Origin of the sequence: Chryseobacterium sp. T16E-39 (assembly GCF_002216065.1) — a bacterium.
GTDB lineage: Bacteria > Bacteroidota > Bacteroidia > Flavobacteriales > Weeksellaceae > Chryseobacterium.
Genome location: NZ_CP022282.1, coordinates 2072036 through 2089346 on the forward strand (window position 1 = coordinate 2072036; position 17311 = coordinate 2089346).

17 protein-coding genes and 1 pseudogene are annotated in these 17311 nt (G+C 35.0%); 7 read left to right on the forward strand and 11 right to left on the reverse strand.

Annotated features, from left to right (window positions below; all coding sequences use genetic code 11):
- Window positions 1-25: 25 nt before the first annotated feature.
- Together CEY12_RS09380 and CEY12_RS22850 are read left to right on the forward strand one after the other, a co-directional pair.
- Window positions 26-1995, forward strand: a pseudogene (locus CEY12_RS09380) (GH92 family glycosyl hydrolase); the annotation flags it as partial.
- A gap of 210 nt (window positions 1996-2205) precedes the next feature.
- Window positions 2206-2826, forward strand: coding sequence for a discoidin domain-containing protein (locus CEY12_RS22850; protein ID WP_410493968.1), 621 nt, complete (start codon window positions 2206-2208; stop codon window positions 2824-2826).
- Between the two features lie 113 nt (window positions 2827-2939).
- Here the strand turns inward: CEY12_RS22850 and CEY12_RS09385 are convergent, their stop codons facing one another.
- Together CEY12_RS09385 and CEY12_RS09390 are read right to left on the reverse strand one after the other, a co-directional pair.
- A complete protein-coding gene (locus CEY12_RS09385; protein WP_089027447.1) occupies window positions 2940-3668 on the reverse strand; it encodes a phytanoyl-CoA dioxygenase family protein in 729 nt (242 codons plus the stop codon).
- A gap of 10 nt (window positions 3669-3678) precedes the next feature.
- Complete coding sequence (locus CEY12_RS09390; protein ID WP_089027448.1) at window positions 3679-4929, reverse strand: dicarboxylate/amino acid:cation symporter; 1251 nt, start codon at window positions 4927-4929, stop codon at window positions 3679-3681.
- Window positions 4930-5127: 198 nt separating this feature from the next.
- Between CEY12_RS09390 and CEY12_RS09395 the strand changes: the two genes are divergently transcribed.
- The 3 genes from CEY12_RS09395 to CEY12_RS09405 all read left to right on the forward strand — a co-directional run bounded on the left by CEY12_RS09395 (window position 5128) and on the right by CEY12_RS09405 (window position 8065).
- The gene (locus CEY12_RS09395; RefSeq protein ID WP_089027449.1) at window positions 5128-5610 is read left to right on the forward strand and encodes a BON domain-containing protein; all 483 of its coding nucleotides are present in this window, start codon (window positions 5128-5130) and stop codon (window positions 5608-5610) included.
- A gap of 5 nt (window positions 5611-5615) precedes the next feature.
- A complete protein-coding gene (locus tag CEY12_RS09400) occupies window positions 5616-6035 on the forward strand; it encodes an SH3 domain-containing protein (protein ID WP_089027450.1) in 420 nt (139 codons plus the stop codon).
- A 170-nt stretch (window positions 6036-6205) separates the two neighbouring features.
- Complete coding sequence (locus CEY12_RS09405) at window positions 6206-8065, forward strand: CocE/NonD family hydrolase (protein ID WP_089027451.1); 1860 nt, start codon at window positions 6206-6208, stop codon at window positions 8063-8065.
- 93 nt (window positions 8066-8158) lie between these two features.
- On the opposite strand, the gene CEY12_RS09410 is transcribed toward CEY12_RS09405, so the two are convergent.
- From CEY12_RS09410 to speB, 4 genes are all read right to left on the reverse strand, one after another.
- A complete protein-coding gene (locus CEY12_RS09410; RefSeq protein WP_089027452.1) occupies window positions 8159-8770 on the reverse strand; it encodes an alpha-ketoglutarate-dependent dioxygenase AlkB family protein in 612 nt (203 codons plus the stop codon).
- A 1-nt stretch (window position 8771) separates the two neighbouring features.
- On the reverse strand, window positions 8772-9482 hold the full coding sequence (locus CEY12_RS09415) for a class I SAM-dependent methyltransferase (RefSeq protein ID WP_089027453.1): 711 nt from the start codon (window positions 9480-9482) through the stop codon (window positions 8772-8774).
- A 31-nt stretch (window positions 9483-9513) separates the two neighbouring features.
- Window positions 9514-10356 (reverse strand): bifunctional helix-turn-helix domain-containing protein/methylated-DNA--[protein]-cysteine S-methyltransferase, encoded by an 843-nt coding sequence (locus tag CEY12_RS09420; RefSeq protein ID WP_089027454.1) that lies wholly within the window; start codon window positions 10354-10356, stop codon window positions 9514-9516.
- A gap of 68 nt (window positions 10357-10424) precedes the next feature.
- Window positions 10425-11279, reverse strand: coding sequence for an agmatinase (gene speB, locus CEY12_RS09425; protein WP_089027455.1), 855 nt, complete (start codon window positions 11277-11279; stop codon window positions 10425-10427).
- Between the two features lie 171 nt (window positions 11280-11450).
- Here speB and CEY12_RS09430 point away from each other — a divergent pair, with 171 nt between their 5' ends.
- Window positions 11451-12113: an HAD family hydrolase gene (locus CEY12_RS09430; RefSeq protein WP_089027456.1), complete on the forward strand. Its 663-nt coding sequence runs from the start codon at window positions 11451-11453 to the stop codon at window positions 12111-12113.
- Window positions 12114-12164: 51 nt separating this feature from the next.
- Here the strand turns inward: CEY12_RS09430 and CEY12_RS09435 are convergent, their stop codons facing one another.
- From CEY12_RS09435 to CEY12_RS09455, 5 genes are all read right to left on the reverse strand, one after another.
- Window positions 12165-13556 (reverse strand): arginine decarboxylase, encoded by a 1392-nt coding sequence (locus CEY12_RS09435; RefSeq protein WP_089027457.1) that lies wholly within the window; start codon window positions 13554-13556, stop codon window positions 12165-12167.
- Window positions 13557-13686: 130 nt separating this feature from the next.
- On the reverse strand, window positions 13687-14559 hold the full coding sequence (locus tag CEY12_RS09440; RefSeq protein ID WP_228409831.1) for a tyrosine-protein phosphatase: 873 nt from the start codon (window positions 14557-14559) through the stop codon (window positions 13687-13689).
- A gap of 142 nt (window positions 14560-14701) precedes the next feature.
- Entirely contained in the window at window positions 14702-15349 is a 648-nt protein-coding gene (locus CEY12_RS09445; protein WP_089027458.1) for a thiamine diphosphokinase, read from the reverse strand.
- A complete protein-coding gene (locus tag CEY12_RS09450; RefSeq protein ID WP_089027459.1) occupies window positions 15339-15908 on the reverse strand; it encodes a cob(I)yrinic acid a,c-diamide adenosyltransferase in 570 nt (189 codons plus the stop codon). Before CEY12_RS09450 ends, CEY12_RS09445 begins: the two co-directional genes overlap by 11 nt.
- Window positions 15909-16030: 122 nt before the next feature.
- A complete protein-coding gene (locus CEY12_RS09455) occupies window positions 16031-16612 on the reverse strand; it encodes a hypothetical protein (protein ID WP_089027460.1) in 582 nt (193 codons plus the stop codon).
- Window positions 16613-16794: 182 nt separating this feature from the next.
- Between CEY12_RS09455 and CEY12_RS09460 the strand changes: the two genes are divergently transcribed.
- Window positions 16795-17286, forward strand: a complete 492-nt coding sequence (locus tag CEY12_RS09460) for a DinB family protein (protein ID WP_089027461.1) — start codon at window positions 16795-16797, stop codon at window positions 17284-17286.
- Window positions 17287-17311 lie beyond the last annotated feature (25 nt).

Consider the following 17311-nt stretch of genomic DNA (forward strand, 5'->3'; position numbering starts at 1 on the left):
ATATTCGTTATTATAAAATCATTTTATGAGAAAAAGTTTCATTGTATTTTCTTTATTTATTGCCCAGATCATTTATTCCCAGAGTTATTCTCAATACGTTAACCCTTTTATAGGAACCGGAGGTCATGGACACACATTTCCCGGAGCCATTGTTCCTTTTGGAATGGTACAGTTATCACCAGATACGAGAGTAGATGGCAGCTGGGATGGCTGTAGCGGTTATCATTATTCTGATTCTGTCATTTATGGCTTCTCACATACGCATCTTAATGGCACAGGTGTTTCAGATTACGGAGATATTATGCTGATGCCTACCATGGGAAATCCAGATCTGAACAGCAAAGACTACTCTTCAAAATTTTCTCATAAAAATGAAAAAGCAACAGCAGGATTTTATGCTGTAAAACTGGATAAGAATAATATAGATGTTCGTCTGACAACTACCAAGCGAGTTGGATATCATGAATACACTTTTAATAATGGTGGAAATGCCAATATTATTTTAGACTTAAATCACAGGGACAAATTGCTTGAAGGTGAAGTAAAGATCATTGATGATAAAACCATTGAGGTTTTCAGAAGGAGCGAAGCCTGGGCAACCAATCAATATATTTATGCAAGAATTGAATTTTCAAAACCTATGAAAATTTCAAAAAAAGAAACCAATGGAAAGCAGGAAGATCGTTTTTATACAGGTACAAAATTAGCACTTGCATTTTCAACTCCCGTAAAAAAGGGAGAAAAGATTAATGTTAAAGTTGCAATTTCTCCCACAAGCTATGAGGGAGCAGAAAAAAATATGACAGCCGAAGGTGGGTCTAATGATTTTGAAGTAATAAAAAAACAAGCGGATAGTGATTGGAATAAGGAACTTTCAAAAATTGAAATAAAATCCGATGATAAAACAAGCTTAGTATTTTTTATACGGCTATGTATCATGTGTTCACTCAGCCTAATATCAATATGGATGTTGACGGAAAATACAGAGGTCGGGATAACAAATTATATACAGCAAAAGGATTTGACTACTATTCTGTTTTTTCACTTTGGGATACTTTCAGGGCTGCCCATCCTTTAATGACATTGATCGACAGAAAAAGAACAGCCGATTTTATCAACTCATTTATTAAACAATACGAGCAGGGTGGAAAACTTCCGGTTTGGGAATTGGCTTCCAACGAAACAGAATGCATGATTGGTTATCATTCCGTTTCTGTAATTGCAGACGCTATGGCAAAAGGGATTACCGGCTTTGATTATGAAAAAGCTTACGAAGCATCTAAAAATTCAGCAATGCAGGATATTTTTGGATTAAATGCTTATAAACAAAACAACTATATCAGTATAGACGATGAACACGAAAGTGTTTCGAAAACATTGGAATATGCTTATGACGATTGGTGTATTGCCCAAATGGCCAAAATTTTAAACAAAAAAGAAGACTACCAATATTTCATGAACCGTTCTCAAAACTGGAAAAACCTTTATAATCCTAAAAACGGTTTTATGCAGGCCAGAAAAAACGGAAACTGGTATGAGCCTTTTGATCCAAGAGAGGTGAACAACAATTATACAGAAGGAAACTCATGGCATTATTCTTATTTTGTGCCACAGGATATTCCAGGATTGATTCAGGCTCATGGTGGTAAAGAAAAGTTTGAACAGTTTATTGATGCTATTTTCTCTGCACCTAATACAACAACAGGAAGAGAACAGGCAGACATTACGGGTCTTATAGGACAATACGCACAGGGTAATGAACCAAGCCATCACATTGCCTATCTGTACAACTTTGTCGACAAGCCACAAAAAACTGAGGAAAAAATAAAGTATATCCTTGATCATTTCTACAAAAATGCTCCGGATGGATTAATTGGAAATGAAGATTGCGGCCAAATGAGTGCCTGGTACATTTTAAGCGCTCTCGGAATCTATTCTGTAACTCCAGGGAAACCTGAATGGGAAACTCTAACTCCAAATTTTGATGAAATTAAAATCCATCTGGAAGATGGAACGACACGAACGATTACCAAAAATACAGCGAAAGAGGACCTTAAAAAATTAGGATTTGAAAATGTAAAACCGGCAAAAGACTTTAATTATACCGAACAAACGGCCACACCTGTAATCGCCGCTGACAGGCTTTTTGATTTTTCTACAAAAGTAGAGATCACCGCACTCAATGAAAAAGACAAAGTTTATTATATGACTTTGGATGATCATGATAAAAATGTAAGAAAGACTTTTACCCCCTATAAAGGTCCCTTTATCATCAATAAGACCACACAGGTTTCTGCCTATTCAGAAAGAAAAGGAATAAAAAGCTCGGTTACTACAGCCAATTTTAACAGAAGGCCTAATCATTGGGATATTACGTTGAATTCAACGGTAAATCCCCAATATACAGCAGGTGGAAAATTAGCTCTTATTGATGGAATTAACGGAGATATAAACTGGAGAAAGGGAGAATGGCAGGGGTACCAGGGGCAGACTTTTGAAGCAATTATTGATTTTAAGTCCCCTCAGCCACTCACCAAATTATCTTCAACCTACCTTCAGGATAGCAGGGCATGGATCCTTATGCCTCAAAAGGTAGAATACTATGCATCTATGAATGGTAAGGACTTTATTCTGCTGAAAACGGTTGACAATACTGTTGATCCAAAAGATGAAAAGGTTCAGATCAAAGATTTTGAAACAGATCTACTACCTACGGAAACTCGCTACATCAAAGTAAAAGCATATCAGTTTGGAAAACTTCCGGAATGGCATCAGGGAGCCGGTGGAGATTCTTATATTTTTATAGATGAGATTTCCGTAAAGTAATTTCCCATAGTTTCACTTAAAATAAAAACATCCTTCAAATTGAAGGATGCTTTTATTTTCTATTTATTCCGACAGTAGGAAAGATTTCCCACCAAGTCGTAGTTTAGTAAAGGTTATGATAAATGCATTCTTTCTGACCACTGTAATTCTTCCGGAAGCTCTCTATCGGAGAATTCAATATGAATTACTCGTCTTTTCTTTCCATTAGTTGTCCTGTTTGAACCATGAAGCAGTAGAGGTTTCATGATCATAATTCCTCCTTTTTCCACTTTACAGATTTCTTCTTTTTCTATTGTCCAATCAATTGTTTCTGGCCTATAGATTCCTTTAGCATGAGATGTAGGAACTACTTTTAGTGCCCCATTCTCTTCATCAGTATCATCCAAATGAATTCTGAGTGTATAAATATTTTCAAGAACATCTAATGGTGGTTGTACGGCAAATTGATTCTGCTTTGTAGTCCACGGCCCGAAATCAGGTACATCTATTTTTTTATCTACAGAAATAGTTAAATCCTGGTGATAAGCAACGTACCAATTGGATTTCTCCGGCTTATCAAAATAAATACTTTTTACAATAAAGTATTTTTCACCAAAAATATCTTTTATAATTTTCTTAATGTGGTCAATGAAAATAAATTCTGTAGACTCAGGAGCTTCTTTTAAAAATTGTCTTATCGCAAAAAGATCTCCAGACTTCCTGAAAGTATCTTTTGAAGTATCCATATTTTCAATAGTATGAATGATACTTTCAATTTCTTTTTCAGAAAAAACAGTATTAATCACTGTAAAACCTTTTTCCAGAACTTCATTTTTATGGTTCTCTAAGTCGCCTGTTTTCATCAGTGCTTATCTATGCCTTAACAGCAGGATCTTCCAATTGCCCTTCCCACTTGGAAACAGCAGAAGTAGCTAAAGCATTTCCTAAAACGTTAGTCATACTTCTTCCCATGTCACAGAAATGATCAATAGGTAAAATTAAGGCAATTCCTTCCGGTGGAATTCCAAACATAGAACAGGTCGCTACAATAATCACTAAAGAAGCTCTTGGCACGCCTGCAATTCCTTTTGAAGTAAGCATTAAAACCAAAAGCATAGTAATTTGTTGTCCCAACGTCATTTCAATACCGTAGATCTGAGCAATAAATATCGAAGCAAACGTCATATACATCATACTCCCATCCAGGTTGAATGAATATCCAAGGGGTAAAATAAAGGATACTACTCTGCTGTTACATCCAAAAGCTTCAAGTTCTTCTACTAATTTTGGAAATACAGCTTCTGAGCTCGTTGTAGAAAAGGCAATAAGTAAAGGAGCCTTAATTCTTTTTAATAATTCGAAAAGACGGTTCCCAAGGATAAAGTAGCCCACCAGCAATAAAACCAACCAAAGGACTGCTAAAGCAAAGAAAAAGTCTCTCAGGTAAACGGCATATACTTTAAAAATCCCAAACCCATTCACAGCTACTACCGCAGCAATTGCTCCGAGTACACCTAATGGGGCAAACCACATAATATAGCCTACCATTTTCAGAATGGCATGCGCAACAATATCAAATAATTTAATAACCGGTTGTGCATATTCTTCACCCAGATTGGCTAAAGCTACACCAAACATAATTGAAAATACAACGATCTGAAGTACTTCATTGGTTGCTAAAGCTTCAAACACGCTTTTAGGAATAACATGCTTTACGAAATCCTCAAGAGAAAATCCTTTACTGCTTTTCAATAGCTCCTCCGCAGAGGCAGCATCCTGAATAGGCAGTTTGGTGACATGCCCCGGTTCAAGCCAGTTCACTAAAATCAATCCAATAAAAAGAGAAAGTAAGGAAGCTGAAATAAACCACAACATCGCCTTTGTTCCTACTCTACCGATCATTTTAATATCGCTCATTTTAGCGATTCCCACCACGAGAGTTGTAAATACTAATGGAGCAATAATCATCTGAACAAGTCTGATGAAGATAGTTCCCAGTAATTTAATGTTTTTAGAAAAAGGTGCCGCACTCTCGGGGTACTGCACATGAACGATTCCTCCGATTCCTACACCCAAGAGCAGTGCAATAATAATTGCTATAAATAGCTTATTTTGTCCTTTCATATCAATAATTCAACTTTGACAAATATAATAGTTTTTAAATTGTGCGTTATTCCTTATTAAATTCTAATATCTAAATTTAAAACATTGATTTTAAAAACTTTGTAAAAAAATTAAGAAACATTTAGCCAATTTTTAATCATTTGGTATAAATTTTATTATTACATTTATAGTATCAATACATTAAATAAATATACAACTATGAAAAAAACTATCGCAATGGCTGCCCTTGCCCTGGCAGTATCTTTCGGAGCTGTTTCTTGTAAAAAGAAAGTTTCTGATGCCGATCTTCAGACTCAGGCTACAACAATTGTAACGTCTAACCCGAGTGCTTCAGTTGAGGTAAAAGAAGGTGTAGCACATTTAAGCGGAACATTCCCTGATCAAGCTTCTAAAGATGCAATGATCAAGCAACTTAAAGCTGTAAACGGCGTAAAAGATGTTATGGATATGGCAACTATTGCTCCTGCTACTCCTCCGGTTGCAACTACATCAGCTGTAGATCCAGCCGTTCAGAAAAAAGTTCAGGATGCTGTTAAAGATTTCCCTTCTGTAAAAGTAGAAGTCGTAAATGGAGAGCTAACTCTTACAGGAAATGTTTCTAAAGAGCAGGCTAGAAAAATCAAACAATCAGTAGATGCTTTAAAAGCAGGAAAAGTAAATTATAACTATACTGTAAAATAATTAAAATGAGTACATTACAAGATAAATATTCAGGAGTAATTTCAGCAGCTCAGTCTGCGGGAATTTCAAATCTTCAGGTTCAGGAGCAAGATGGAATTTTATATATTTCAGGAGCTGCTTCTAATACCGCAGCAAAAGATGCAGTTTGGAATGCTTTAGGAACTATTGATTCTACTTATTCTGCTTCAGACATCAACGTTGATGTTCAGGTTGCAGGACTTGCTTCGGGAGCAGCACTTACTGTTGCTACTGAGGATTCTAATTTAAATATAAGACAAGAGCCTTCTACTGAAGCAGCAGTTGTAGGTAAGGCATCAAAAGGTTCTTCTGTAACTTTAATCGAGCAAACTTCAGATGATTGGTGGAAAGTAAAAACCGCTGACGGACAAGAAGGATATGCTTATTCCAGATATCTGAGAGCTTAATTCATGACAATAAATATTGAATCCCTGAAATTTTTTTCAGGGATTTTTTTTAGTTAAAATTTAAGATGATAGGATCTATTTTATTCATTTCTTTTGCAATCTGTTTCGTTTAGCAATATTTCTCGTTGTAAACGCGTTTTTTATTTTTAAATTAGCTCCAAATTTTATTTATGAAAACGCATATTTCCATTTTATTTATTTTCTTTTTTATCCTTGGACATGCACAAAACGCAACACAAAAGGACAGTTTTGTTAAAGATAATTTTACTAAACAGGAATTCTATATTCCAATGCGTGATGGTGTTAAACTTTTCACCGCCGTGTATATCCCAAAAGACATTACAAACAAAAATAAATATCCATTCTTAATGCAAAGGACCTGCTACAGCATTGCTCCCTATGGGGAGAATGAATATAAAGCGAAGATTGGCCCTAATCAATACCTGATGCAGGACAAATATATTTTTGTGTATCAGGATGTTCGTGGAAGATATATGAGTGAAGGGACATTCACCAATATGACACCTCAGGTAGAACGCAAAACAAAAAAAGATGTCGACGAAAGTACAGACACCTATGATACAATAGAATGGTTATTGAAAAATGTTAAAAATAACAATGGAAAAGTAGGACAATTTGGAACTTCATATCCCGGCTTTTATACAGCTGTCGGTATACTGGCTGATCATCCTGCATTAGTTGCTTCTTCCCCTCAGGCTCCTATCTCTGATTTCTGGAATGATGATTTCCTTCATAATGGAAAATTCATGCTGGGTTATTTCAGAACATTCCCGGTTTTTGGAGTCCAGAAAACAAAGGCTGAGAAGCAAGCCTGGTATATGGATTCATTTATAAAGCCTGCATCAGAAGATGGATTAAAGTTTTACAGAGAGATGGGAACTCTGAAAGATGGTTATGAAAAATATTACAAAAACAATTTCTTCATGACAGAAATTATGAATCACCCCAACTATGATGATTTCTGGCAAAAAAGAAGTCTTTTACCTCACCTTAAAAATGTAAACCATGCGGTAATGACTGTTGGCGGATGGTTCGATGCAGAAGATTTATCCGGACCTCTGAATATCTACAAAACCATTGAAAAAACAAGTCCAAAAGCAAAAAACACCATTGTTATGGGACCTTTCTCTCATGGTGGATGGTCTCAGGAAATGGGAAAACATTTTCATAATGAAATCTATTTCGGAGACAGTATCGCTACTTACTATCAGAAAAATATTGAAACCAAATTTTTCAATCATTATTTAAAGGGCAATACAAAGGAGGATGCGGGTCTTCCGGAAGCTTCAATGTATGACACGGGAGCAAAACAGTGGAGAGAATTTGCTACTTATCCACCAAAAGAAGGTAAAAAAGTTAATTTTTATCTGGCTAATGGAACTTTAAAGAACAACTCCGATCAAGGATTCTCAGAATATTATAGTGACCCAAACAATCCCGTATTAAGCTCTGCAAGCCTAAAAGATTTTAATGGATTCACTCCTAGAAATTACATGTCAGAAGATCAAAGATTTGCTGAAGGCAGACCGGACGTTATTACTTTCACAACAGATGCTTTAACAGAAGATATGACTTTTGCAGGGGAAATCATGGCTAAATTAAATATCGCATCCACATCCACAGATGCAGATTTTGCAGTAAAGCTTATTGATGTCTACCCTGAAGATTTCAAACCTACTGAGAAAAAAGACGGTGTTATTTATGGCAATTACCATCAAATGGTAAGAAGCGAAATAATGCCTGCCAGATTCAGAAATTCAAGAGAGAAAGCGGAAGCGTTGGTTCCCAATCAAAAGACTCCGGTTAATTTCAGATTGCAGGATGTAGTGCATACCTTTAAAAAAGGACACAAGATCCAGATTCAGATCAGCAGTACATGGTTCCCGCTTTTTTCTGTAAATCCACAGAAATTTATGGATAACCCGAATATGGCAACAAAAGAAGATTATACAAAAGCTTTTATCAAGATCTATAACGACAGTTCTATTGAAGCTGAGGTTATAAAATAGAAAACATGGTGATTTTGAGAACCTCAGTCACCATGTTTTTATAAATTCATTCATAAATAAAAAAAGTGGCTGAGGTTCTCGAAGCCACTTTTTTTATTCTTCAATAGTTCTAAAGGTCAGATTAACTCTTGGAGTTTTCACTTTTGTCGTCGGAGGAAGCCTGTGGAGCCAATGATCCTGAGTAGCTCCTTTCATGACCAATAAACTTCCTTCTTCTAAAAAGATCTCCACCTTTTCTTTGGTCTCCTTATGTTTAAATAAAAACTTCCTTTCTGCACCAAAAGTCACCGAAGCAATAGCTCCATGCTTTTTCAGGTCCTTTTCACTATCACTGTGATAAGCCATTCCCTCACTTCCATCATGGTACAAATTCAGAAGACAGGAATTATAGGTTTCCCCTGAAATTTCTTCACATTTCTGCTTTAGGTCTAATAATTCAGGAGTCCAGGGTATTGCAAATTTCGTTCTGTTGGAATAAGTATATTCAAATGCCTTTTCTCCAAACCAAGCCACTTTTCTTTTTGTTAAAATCAATTTACCAAAGATCACTGCTTCATCATTTTCCCAGGGAATCTGATTGAATAAATAATCATAATAAAAATCAGATTTTTCCTTAGAGAAAATGGTACCATAATAGTTAACAACTCCATCCTTTGGGAGGATATTAACCGGAAAATCCGATATTTCTTCAAACAGGCTTTTCATTTTATTTTTTTATAGCACGAATACACATAAAGGCAGGAAACTCATTCAGTTCCTTATAATGCTTAGGATCTAATTTTTCAAATTCTTTGGTTGGCTTTGGTTCAATGAGTTTATCAATATAAAATCCATTATCCGTCAACGGGATAATGCATTCGCTGAGAGGTCTTCTGAAACTATTAATTTCAATAGGATTACCGAAGCCATTCCATGTACAGTTCACATGTTCGATCTCAAAATATTTCTCTGAGTTAAAATAGTTATACTCGAAAAAAGGATGTTCGATCGATATAACAAGACTTCCACCAGGTTTCAATACCCTGCAGAATTCTTTAATGGTCAAGTTCCAATCTTCCAGATAATGAAGAGCTAATGCACAAATAACAGTATCAAAATAATCATCCTCAAACATTTCAAAAGGTAAAGACAAATCATGAACAAAGAAATCATCTTTATTATTATTTCTTTCCTTCGCTAATTCTACCATTTTCGTACTGATATCAAAGCCCTTCACCTTTGCTCCTTTAGACAATAATATTTCAGCATATTTGCCAGGGCCACAAGCTGCATCAAGAATAATTTTCCCCTCTACATCCTGAATCAATTCCAATGTATTAGGTCTGTCATAGTAGGCATTATGCGGCTTATGATCAATCAGCTCATTGTATTTTTCAGCGATCTCTTCATAAGCGGATATGATCTTATTTTTAACCATAATTATTTTCTCTTATTTTTTTCAGATTGAATTAATTGGAAGTATGTGAACCCTCCCAACCTATAATTAGTTGCTTTCTGTCACTTCCCCAATGATAACCGCCAAGATTTCCAGAAGATTGAATAACGCGGTGGCAAGGAATAAGAAAGGCTACAGGATTGCTTCCTATCGCGGTACCGACTGCCCTGTAAGCTTTGGGACTATTTATTTTTTCTGCAAGACTTCCATAGGTTGATAATTTCCCCATTGGAATACTAAGAAGACTTTCCCAGACCTTAAGTTGAAAATCGGTCCCTTTAAGATGAAGTTTTACTGTATTAAGCCTATTCCAGTCTTTATTAAAGATGGACAAGGCATTTTTTTGAAGTTCGTCCTGTTTTTCAAAAAAAGAAGCATTAGGAAATTGAGTTTTCAAATTCCCTAATGCTGTTTCTTTATCATTTTCGAAAGCCAAATGGCAGATTCCCTTTTCAGTGGAGGCTACGATTATATTTCCAAACGGGCTTTCTGAAAAGTTATAGTTGATCACCAGACTTTTCCCTCCGTTTTTATATTCTGCCGGAGACATTCCTTCTATTTTTACAAACAGATCATGAAGTCTGCTTGTACTGGAAAAGCCAGTTTCAAAAGCGGCATCAAATATGCTGAGCTTTTCTTCTTTTAATAAACCTTTAGCATGCTCAAGACTTATGAACTGCAAGAATTTTTTCGGACTTGTACCTGCCCAATCTGTAAATATCTTTTGAAAATGGGTAGGACTCAGATGTATTTTCTCCGCCACTTCCTCCAGACTTGGCTGAAGCTTAAAATTGCTTTGGATATATTCTATTGCCTTAGCAATTCTGTTATAATCTATTTGACTTTGTGTAGACATATCTTTGTATTTTATCTCACAAATTTCCAAAGAAAACTTCGCAGAAAAAATCCGATTCTTGCGGAATTTTAGTCTTTGCTGATGTGATAGTAAGCTAACATTTTATAATATAACTTAGCCGCCAGAAAAGCACTTGGCTTAGCCATTGGAGAATCCATTAATTCTACAATATCAAAAGCAACTACATTACATTTTTCAAATACCATTCTCAATAGTTCCAATGTAGGATACCACTGTAAACCTCCAGGCTCAGGAGTCCCTGTTGATGGACAAATTGAAGGATCAAAAGCATCTAAATCGATGGTGATATATACATTCCCGGAAACCTTCTCCAATACATCATTGATCCAGTTATCATTTACTGCAATTTCATGAGCAAAGAATACTTGTCCTTCCGGCAAATACTGATATTCTTCAATATCCATAGATCGGATTCCCACCTGAACCAGATTATGTTTCTGGCTAGCTTCATATACTGCACAAGCATGATTAGAAGTAGATCCGTGAAATTCCGGACGTAGATCCGTATGAGCATCCAATTGTAATACAGTTAGATTTTCATATTTTTCACCTACAGCACGGATAGAACCAATAGAAACAGAATGCTCTCCCCCAAAAAGAGTAAATAATTTTCCATCATTTTCCAGAAGGTCCTTTGTTTTCTGGTATACTGCTTCTGTCATAGCCTCAGGCGTAGAGTTTTCAGAAACTTCACCTGCCAAATACACTCCGTCCAGATATGGTTCTGTTCCTGTTTCAATATCATAAAGCTCCATATTTTCAGAAGCGTCAAGGAATAATGCAGGACCTTTATCAGCTCCTTTACCCCATGTTGAAGTTCCGTCATAAGGAACTGTAACCAACATTACTTTTGAATTTTCTAATGATGCATTTTCTTCAGGAATTCCCGCGTATGTTTTCATGCTTTTATTTAAAAATTAAATGATTTAAAAATTTGAAATATTTCCGACAAAGATACAAAGAACTTAGAACTCGGAAGCAAGAGGCCGGAAGTTTTGAATCGAAATCTTTAAATCCTTTAATTTTTAAATCTTTAAATTTTTAATCCCTATTTTTGCACTCAAAATTTTAATATGTCCTTAAAAGCGGTACTTTTCGATATGGATGGAGTCATTGTAGACACAGAACCATTGCACAGAAAAGCTTATTTCAAAATGTTTGAAGATCTTAATATTGACGTTTCGGAAGACCTTTACACTTCATTCACCGGATATTCCACTAAAAAAGTTTGTGAAATATTAATTCAGACATACGGACTCAACAATACCTATCAGGAACTTAGCGATATAAAAAGGAATTATTTTAAAGAGTATTTCTACCATGATCCTGATTTTGATCTGATACCGGGAGTAAGAAAACTTATTACCCACTATTATGACAACCAAATCCAGCTCATTGTAGCCTCCTCTGCAAGTATGGTAACCATCAATATGGTTTTTGAGAAGTTCGAACTAGAGAAGTATTTCAATGGAAAAGTGAGTGGTGCTGAGCTTAAAGAATCAAAACCCCATCCTGAAGTTTTTCTTTTAGCAGCAGAAAAGGCTAATGTACCCAAACAGAACTGTATGGTGATTGAGGATTCAACTAATGGAATTTTAGCAGCTCATAATGCAGAGATTTTTTGTGCAGCCTATAAAAGTGAACATTCAATAAATCAGGACTATACTTTAGCTAACATTACCGTTTCAGATTACACAGAACTGGAACTGGATAACATTTCAAATTACTTTATATAATAGAAAAAGGTTCTCAGTCGAGAACCTTTTTTATGTTGATCTGTTAGTTTATCAGTAACCTAAAAGCTTAAGAACATCTTCCGGTTCCTGTCTTTCACGGAATATTTCATATTGGAATTCTCCGTTTTCATCTTTCTGAATAAGGATGTGTCTGGGCTGCGGCATCAAACAGTGATGAACACCTCCGTAACCTCCGATTGTTTCCTGATATGCTCCTGTATGGAAGAACCCAATATACAGTGGTTTTGTATCACTGAAAACCGGCAAATAGATCGCATTGGTATGCTGTTCAGAGTTGTAATAATCATCTGAATCACAAGTTAAACCACCAAGGAAAACCCTCTCATAGGTATCTTCCCAACGGTTTAGAGGAAGCATGATAAAGTGTCTTGAAATTGCCCACGTATCTGGAAGTGTAGTCATGAATGATGAATCGATCATATTCCATTTTTCTCTGTCGTTCTGACGTTTTTGAGAAATAATCTTATATAGATTAGCCCCACTTTCCCCTACTGTGAAGCTTCCAAATTCTGTATAGATATTCGGTTCTTCTACACCTTCTTCCTCACAGAATTTTTTAATCTGAGAAACGATTTCTTCAACCATGTACTGGTAGTCGTAATCGAAATTTAAAGATGTTTTAATAGGGAAACCTCCTCCAATATTCAATGAATCCACCTCTGGTGCAATTTTTTTCAATCGGGCATAAACGCGGAGACATTTATACAATTCATTCCAGTAATACGCTGTATCTTTTATCCCTGTATTAATGAAGAAGTGAAGCATTTTCAATCTTGCATTCGGGTGTTCAGCAATTTTCTGACTGTAATAAGGGATGATATCTTTATATCCGATTCCTAATCTTGAGGTATAAAATTCGAATTTTGGTTCTTCTTCAGAAGCTATTCTTATCCCAATATCAAAAGTACTGTCAATACTTTCCGTAAGCTTATCAAGTTCTCTGTAATTGTCTAAGATTGGCGTAATATTTTCAAAGCCGCTATTGATCATTTCTGAAATCTTCGCCAGATAATCATCGGTTTTAAATCCATTACAGATCACCTCAATATTTTTATCTACCTTCCCTTTTTTGTAAAGAGATCTTACAATATCCATATCATAAGCCGAAGACGTTTCGATTGAAATATCGTTTTTCAGCGCTTCTTCAATAACAAAATTAAAATGACTGGATTTCGTACAGTAGCAGTATCTGTAATTTTTCTTATATTCGATTTTCTCAAAAGCCTCTTTGAACCAGCTTTTTGCTTTTTGAATATTTTGAGAAATCTTCGGGAGGTAACTAACCTTTAAAGGCGTTCCAAACTTTTCAACAACTTCCATCAGTGGAATATCGTGAAACAACAAATTGTTCTCAGAAACATTAAATTCTTCCGTTGGAAAATATAATGTCTGATCAATAAGTTCCGAGTATTTTATTTTCATTTTTTAGCAAGTGAATTAAGAATGCAAAATTGCTAAAAAAGTTTGATTTTTTGATGTTAAAATTATTATAATTTTCACGGGTTCTCCTGAAAGGCCCTGTGCAAAACCACAATGATAATTTCTTTATTTATTAATATGTAAACTTACGAATGTAGAATTCTCTTTTATCGTCAGAAATCCCCAACACCTTTTGAATATAAACATCCGTAGAACCGTATTTATTGTCAATTTCGTTAAATGCTGCATCCAGATAATCGCTCTCAATCCAGCTTAATTTTTCCAGTACTTTTATATCCATTTTAGGATATAGAAAATGTAAGTTATTAGCAAGTCGAAGCCTCTTTAATACAAGTTTTTGTCTAAAATTATTTGATAAAAGATAATCATTGTAAATCGTTGCTTTATCAAATTTCAATATGGTTAAGATAAGGGCAGTAATAATTCCCGTTCTATCTTTACCTGCAGTACAATGATATAAAACAGGCTGATTTGAATCTAAAATTTCTGTAATGATCTTTTTTATGGTCTCTGGATTTTCTGTCACATACTCCTTATAAAAATCAATCATCCTTTTATCAGCATCCTGAGCATTAACCTTACCCTTTAAAACTAATTTTTTAGCTTGTGATAATTGATCTCCCTGATCTTCAAAAGCTGAATATTTTTTATACATAAGATTTGTGGGAAGTTGATCTGGATTGGCCGTAATTTCTCTGTCATTTCTAAGATCAATAACCTCTTTAATCCCTAATTTTTGAAATTTATCAAAAGATTTTTTCTTAAGATTATTAAGATGTCCACTTCTGTAAAATACACCTTTCCGCAATGTTTTTCCGTCAGAATTTTTAATATCTCCGACTGTTCTAAAGTTGTGTACCTTTTTTATGTGCAGCTTTTCTGGTTCGTTTTTGCCGTATTCGGGCACTGTGAAATTTTGGGTTTTACAGGAGAAAACACAGAGTGCCATGATCAGCAGAAAGGATATTTTGAGTAATTTTTTCAATACGATAAAAGTTTATTCACAAAAGGTACAAAAGTTTTTGGAGATTATTTAGCCATTAGGTTTTGGCTAAAGCCGGTTGAATATATGTATAATTATAAACGGGCTAAAGCCCGTTCCTGTTGATCGTATGAATTTCAATTTCTTAATATATTGCCGGATATTCTATTTCTTTACGTCCTACAAAAAATAGCAAATCACCTGATGCATATTCAACAGAGACCTCATCTTCAATGGCAAAATTTCGTGTTCCTATTCTTGAAGTGATGCTTAAATTCCCATTTGCTAAAGGCCAGTTCAACCCTTTGGTGGTAATATTTTCTACAAATGGAAATGGATAAAGAGAGATCATTTTATTTTTGACCTGATTTACTTTAAAGCTTTTAGGAATAAAATAATATTCTGAAAATTCATCATAGAATTTAAGATTCAATTGATCTTTAAATGAATAGGCAACTGTGAGGTTTCCCAGGAAATGATCTTGCTCTCCGCCACTTGCACCAAAAACATCTACAGTACGAAATCCTTTCTCCAAGATAATTTCAAGAGCTTTATGAAAGTCCGTTTTATCCTGATCAAGGGTAAGAATAAACTTTTCCTGGTACACATTTTCATCAGATCCTGTATGAGAATCAAAATCACCTGATATAAAATCTAATTGATCTAAAGAAAAATTCTGTTGTTTTAAATAATGAAATGCGCCGTCAGTACAAGCAATTAAGCCATAATCATCTAAAGCTGGAAAGAATTTTGGAGGTTCTCCATTAATAAAAAGTAGCGCTTTATCTCTCATTCGGATTCCAATATTCTTCCGGTTCGTTATTTAATTTTGAAACGTACCGCGCCAAAACAAAGAGATAATCTGAAAGTCTGTTGAGGTATTTGATCAGTTCTGGACGTACCTCTTCTGCTTCATTCAGAAAAACAAGAGAGCGTTCTGCTCTTCTGCAAATCGTTCTTGCGGCATGTAAAAAAGTAGCAGCTCTACCTCCACCAGGAAGTATAAAATACTGCAGGGGTTCCAATTCTGTATCAAAATTATCCATCCACTGTTCAAGCTCTTCAATTTCAGTTTCTGAAATAATGAGTGGAAGACGGGATTTTCCGTTAGCAAGCATTAATTTATCTACTGGGGTCGCAGCTTCAGACCCTACTGTAAATAAATCAAACTGGATTTTCTTCAGCTGATGTAAAACTTCACTATCTTCAATATGGCTTTTTGCAATACCGATAAAAGAATTCAGCTCATCTATATTTCCATAACTTTCTACCCTTGCACTGGCTTTCGAAACTCTTGTTCCGCCATAAAGGGCAGTTTGTCCTTTGTCTCCTGTTTTTGTATAAATTTTCATAGTACTAAATTACTTTTTTAAAATTATCTCTACAAGACTTTAAAGTTTTGTTTTCTTTAGATCTTTTAAAAGTTTTCATTTATTCCATAAAAAATGGCCGATAAAAACCGACCACTCACAAATTATTTATTTACCTCTACATATTGCAGCACCGTTCTGTTTTTAGAATTATAAATGATCGTACTGTTATTTGGAAATCTCTTCAATTTATAATATTCAATACTCTCATCATTCTTTATGTCATCTAATATACTTTGATCAATAGTATTCTCAGGAAGAAACTTTTCGATAAAACTTATTTTGTCAACAATATTCTGTCCATCTACCTTACGGGCTTTTTTATCAGAACGAGCTTCATCGGTAGTGGGCTGGCCTTCCAAAAAAGGAATCAGCTCTGCTTTATCTGCCTTATATTTAAAAATATATCCTTTCGCTCCATTAGGAAACACAAACTTCTTTCCAGTTTCAGCAGAAATAAATCCTCCTGAATTAGGGAAAACCTGATTGAACTGAATATCTTCGGAATTGGTAAGTGATTTTATAGATTCATTGACCGTTTTCTTCACTCTTTCTTCTACAGCCTGCTGAGTTTTTTGCTTCACCGTCTCTGTAGTTTCCTGAACGGTCTGATCTATTTTATCACTGATCTTATTACAAGCTAAAAGAGAACAAGCACTTGTAAGACTTAAAATAAGCTTCTTCATTTCTCTGAAATTATAAATAATTATCTACTTGAGCAGTACTTCTACTCTCTAAACGAAAAAATATGAATGATATTTTGAAATAAAAATAAATATTTTTTCACTCTTTAAAATCCTACTGACAATCTGTTGTCATCACCTCCTTCTATCTTTGTATCAACAATAACAAATAAAACAAAAATATTATGACAACTACAGCCATCGCAACAAAACAATTTATGACATCTGAACAATTATTAGAACATTGGCAAGGGCACAGAAATCTAACAAGAAGAGTGATTGAAGCTTTTCCTGAGAAAGAATTATTTGAATTTTCTGTTGCTGGAATGAGACCTTTCGCAAAATTAGCCTTAGAGTTGATCAGCATTGCCGGACCTGCCCTAAAAGGAATCAATGAAAAAAATATGGAGGCTTACAGTGAAGAAGGTTTTAATCCTACAACAAAAGAAGAAATTCTAAAAAAATGGGATGAGGAAACTGAAGTAATCAATCATTATTTCAATCAGATTTCTGAAGAGCGTATGCAGGAAACATTTAACCTATTTGGACAATATGAGTTTCCGGTTTATCAGAATATTCTTTACTTCATTGATAACGAAATCCATCATCGTGGACAAGGATATGTTTATTTAAGATCATTAGGAATTGAACCCCCATTCTTCTGGGAGAGATTCTAATTCTCCTCCATCACTTTTCTATCAA

Excerpts from the sequence above, each read along its gene's own strand:
- CEY12_RS22850 (WP_410493968.1), top strand. The coding sequence starts at position 2,206 with ATGACTTTGGATGATCATGATAAAAATGTAAGAAAGACTTTTACCCCC.
- CEY12_RS09385 (WP_089027447.1), bottom strand. The coding sequence starts at position 3,668 with ATGAAAACAGGCGACTTAGAGAACCATAAAAATGAAGTTCTGGAAAAA.
- CEY12_RS09390 (WP_089027448.1), bottom strand. The coding sequence starts at position 4,929 with ATGAAAGGACAAAATAAGCTATTTATAGCAATTATTATTGCACTGCTC.
- CEY12_RS09395 (WP_089027449.1), top strand. The coding sequence starts at position 5,128 with ATGAAAAAAACTATCGCAATGGCTGCCCTTGCCCTGGCAGTATCTTTC.
- CEY12_RS09400 (WP_089027450.1), top strand. The coding sequence starts at position 5,616 with ATGAGTACATTACAAGATAAATATTCAGGAGTAATTTCAGCAGCTCAG.
- CEY12_RS09405 (WP_089027451.1), top strand. The coding sequence starts at position 6,206 with ATGAAAACGCATATTTCCATTTTATTTATTTTCTTTTTTATCCTTGGA.
- CEY12_RS09410 (WP_089027452.1), bottom strand. The coding sequence starts at position 8,770 with ATGAAAAGCCTGTTTGAAGAAATATCGGATTTTCCGGTTAATATCCTC.
- CEY12_RS09415 (WP_089027453.1), bottom strand. The coding sequence starts at position 9,482 with ATGGTTAAAAATAAGATCATATCCGCTTATGAAGAGATCGCTGAAAAA.
- CEY12_RS09420 (WP_089027454.1), bottom strand. The coding sequence starts at position 10,356 with ATGTCTACACAAAGTCAAATAGATTATAACAGAATTGCTAAGGCAATA.
- speB (WP_089027455.1), bottom strand. The coding sequence starts at position 11,279 with ATGAAAACATACGCGGGAATTCCTGAAGAAAATGCATCATTAGAAAAT.
- CEY12_RS09430 (WP_089027456.1), top strand. The coding sequence starts at position 11,451 with ATGTCCTTAAAAGCGGTACTTTTCGATATGGATGGAGTCATTGTAGAC.
- CEY12_RS09435 (WP_089027457.1), bottom strand. The coding sequence starts at position 13,556 with ATGAAAATAAAATACTCGGAACTTATTGATCAGACATTATATTTTCCA.
- CEY12_RS09445 (WP_089027458.1), bottom strand. The coding sequence starts at position 15,349 with ATGAGAGATAAAGCGCTACTTTTTATTAATGGAGAACCTCCAAAATTC.
- CEY12_RS09450 (WP_089027459.1), bottom strand. The coding sequence starts at position 15,908 with ATGAAAATTTATACAAAAACAGGAGACAAAGGACAAACTGCCCTTTAT.
- CEY12_RS09455 (WP_089027460.1), bottom strand. The coding sequence starts at position 16,612 with ATGAAGAAGCTTATTTTAAGTCTTACAAGTGCTTGTTCTCTTTTAGCT.
- CEY12_RS09460 (WP_089027461.1), top strand. The coding sequence starts at position 16,795 with ATGACAACTACAGCCATCGCAACAAAACAATTTATGACATCTGAACAA.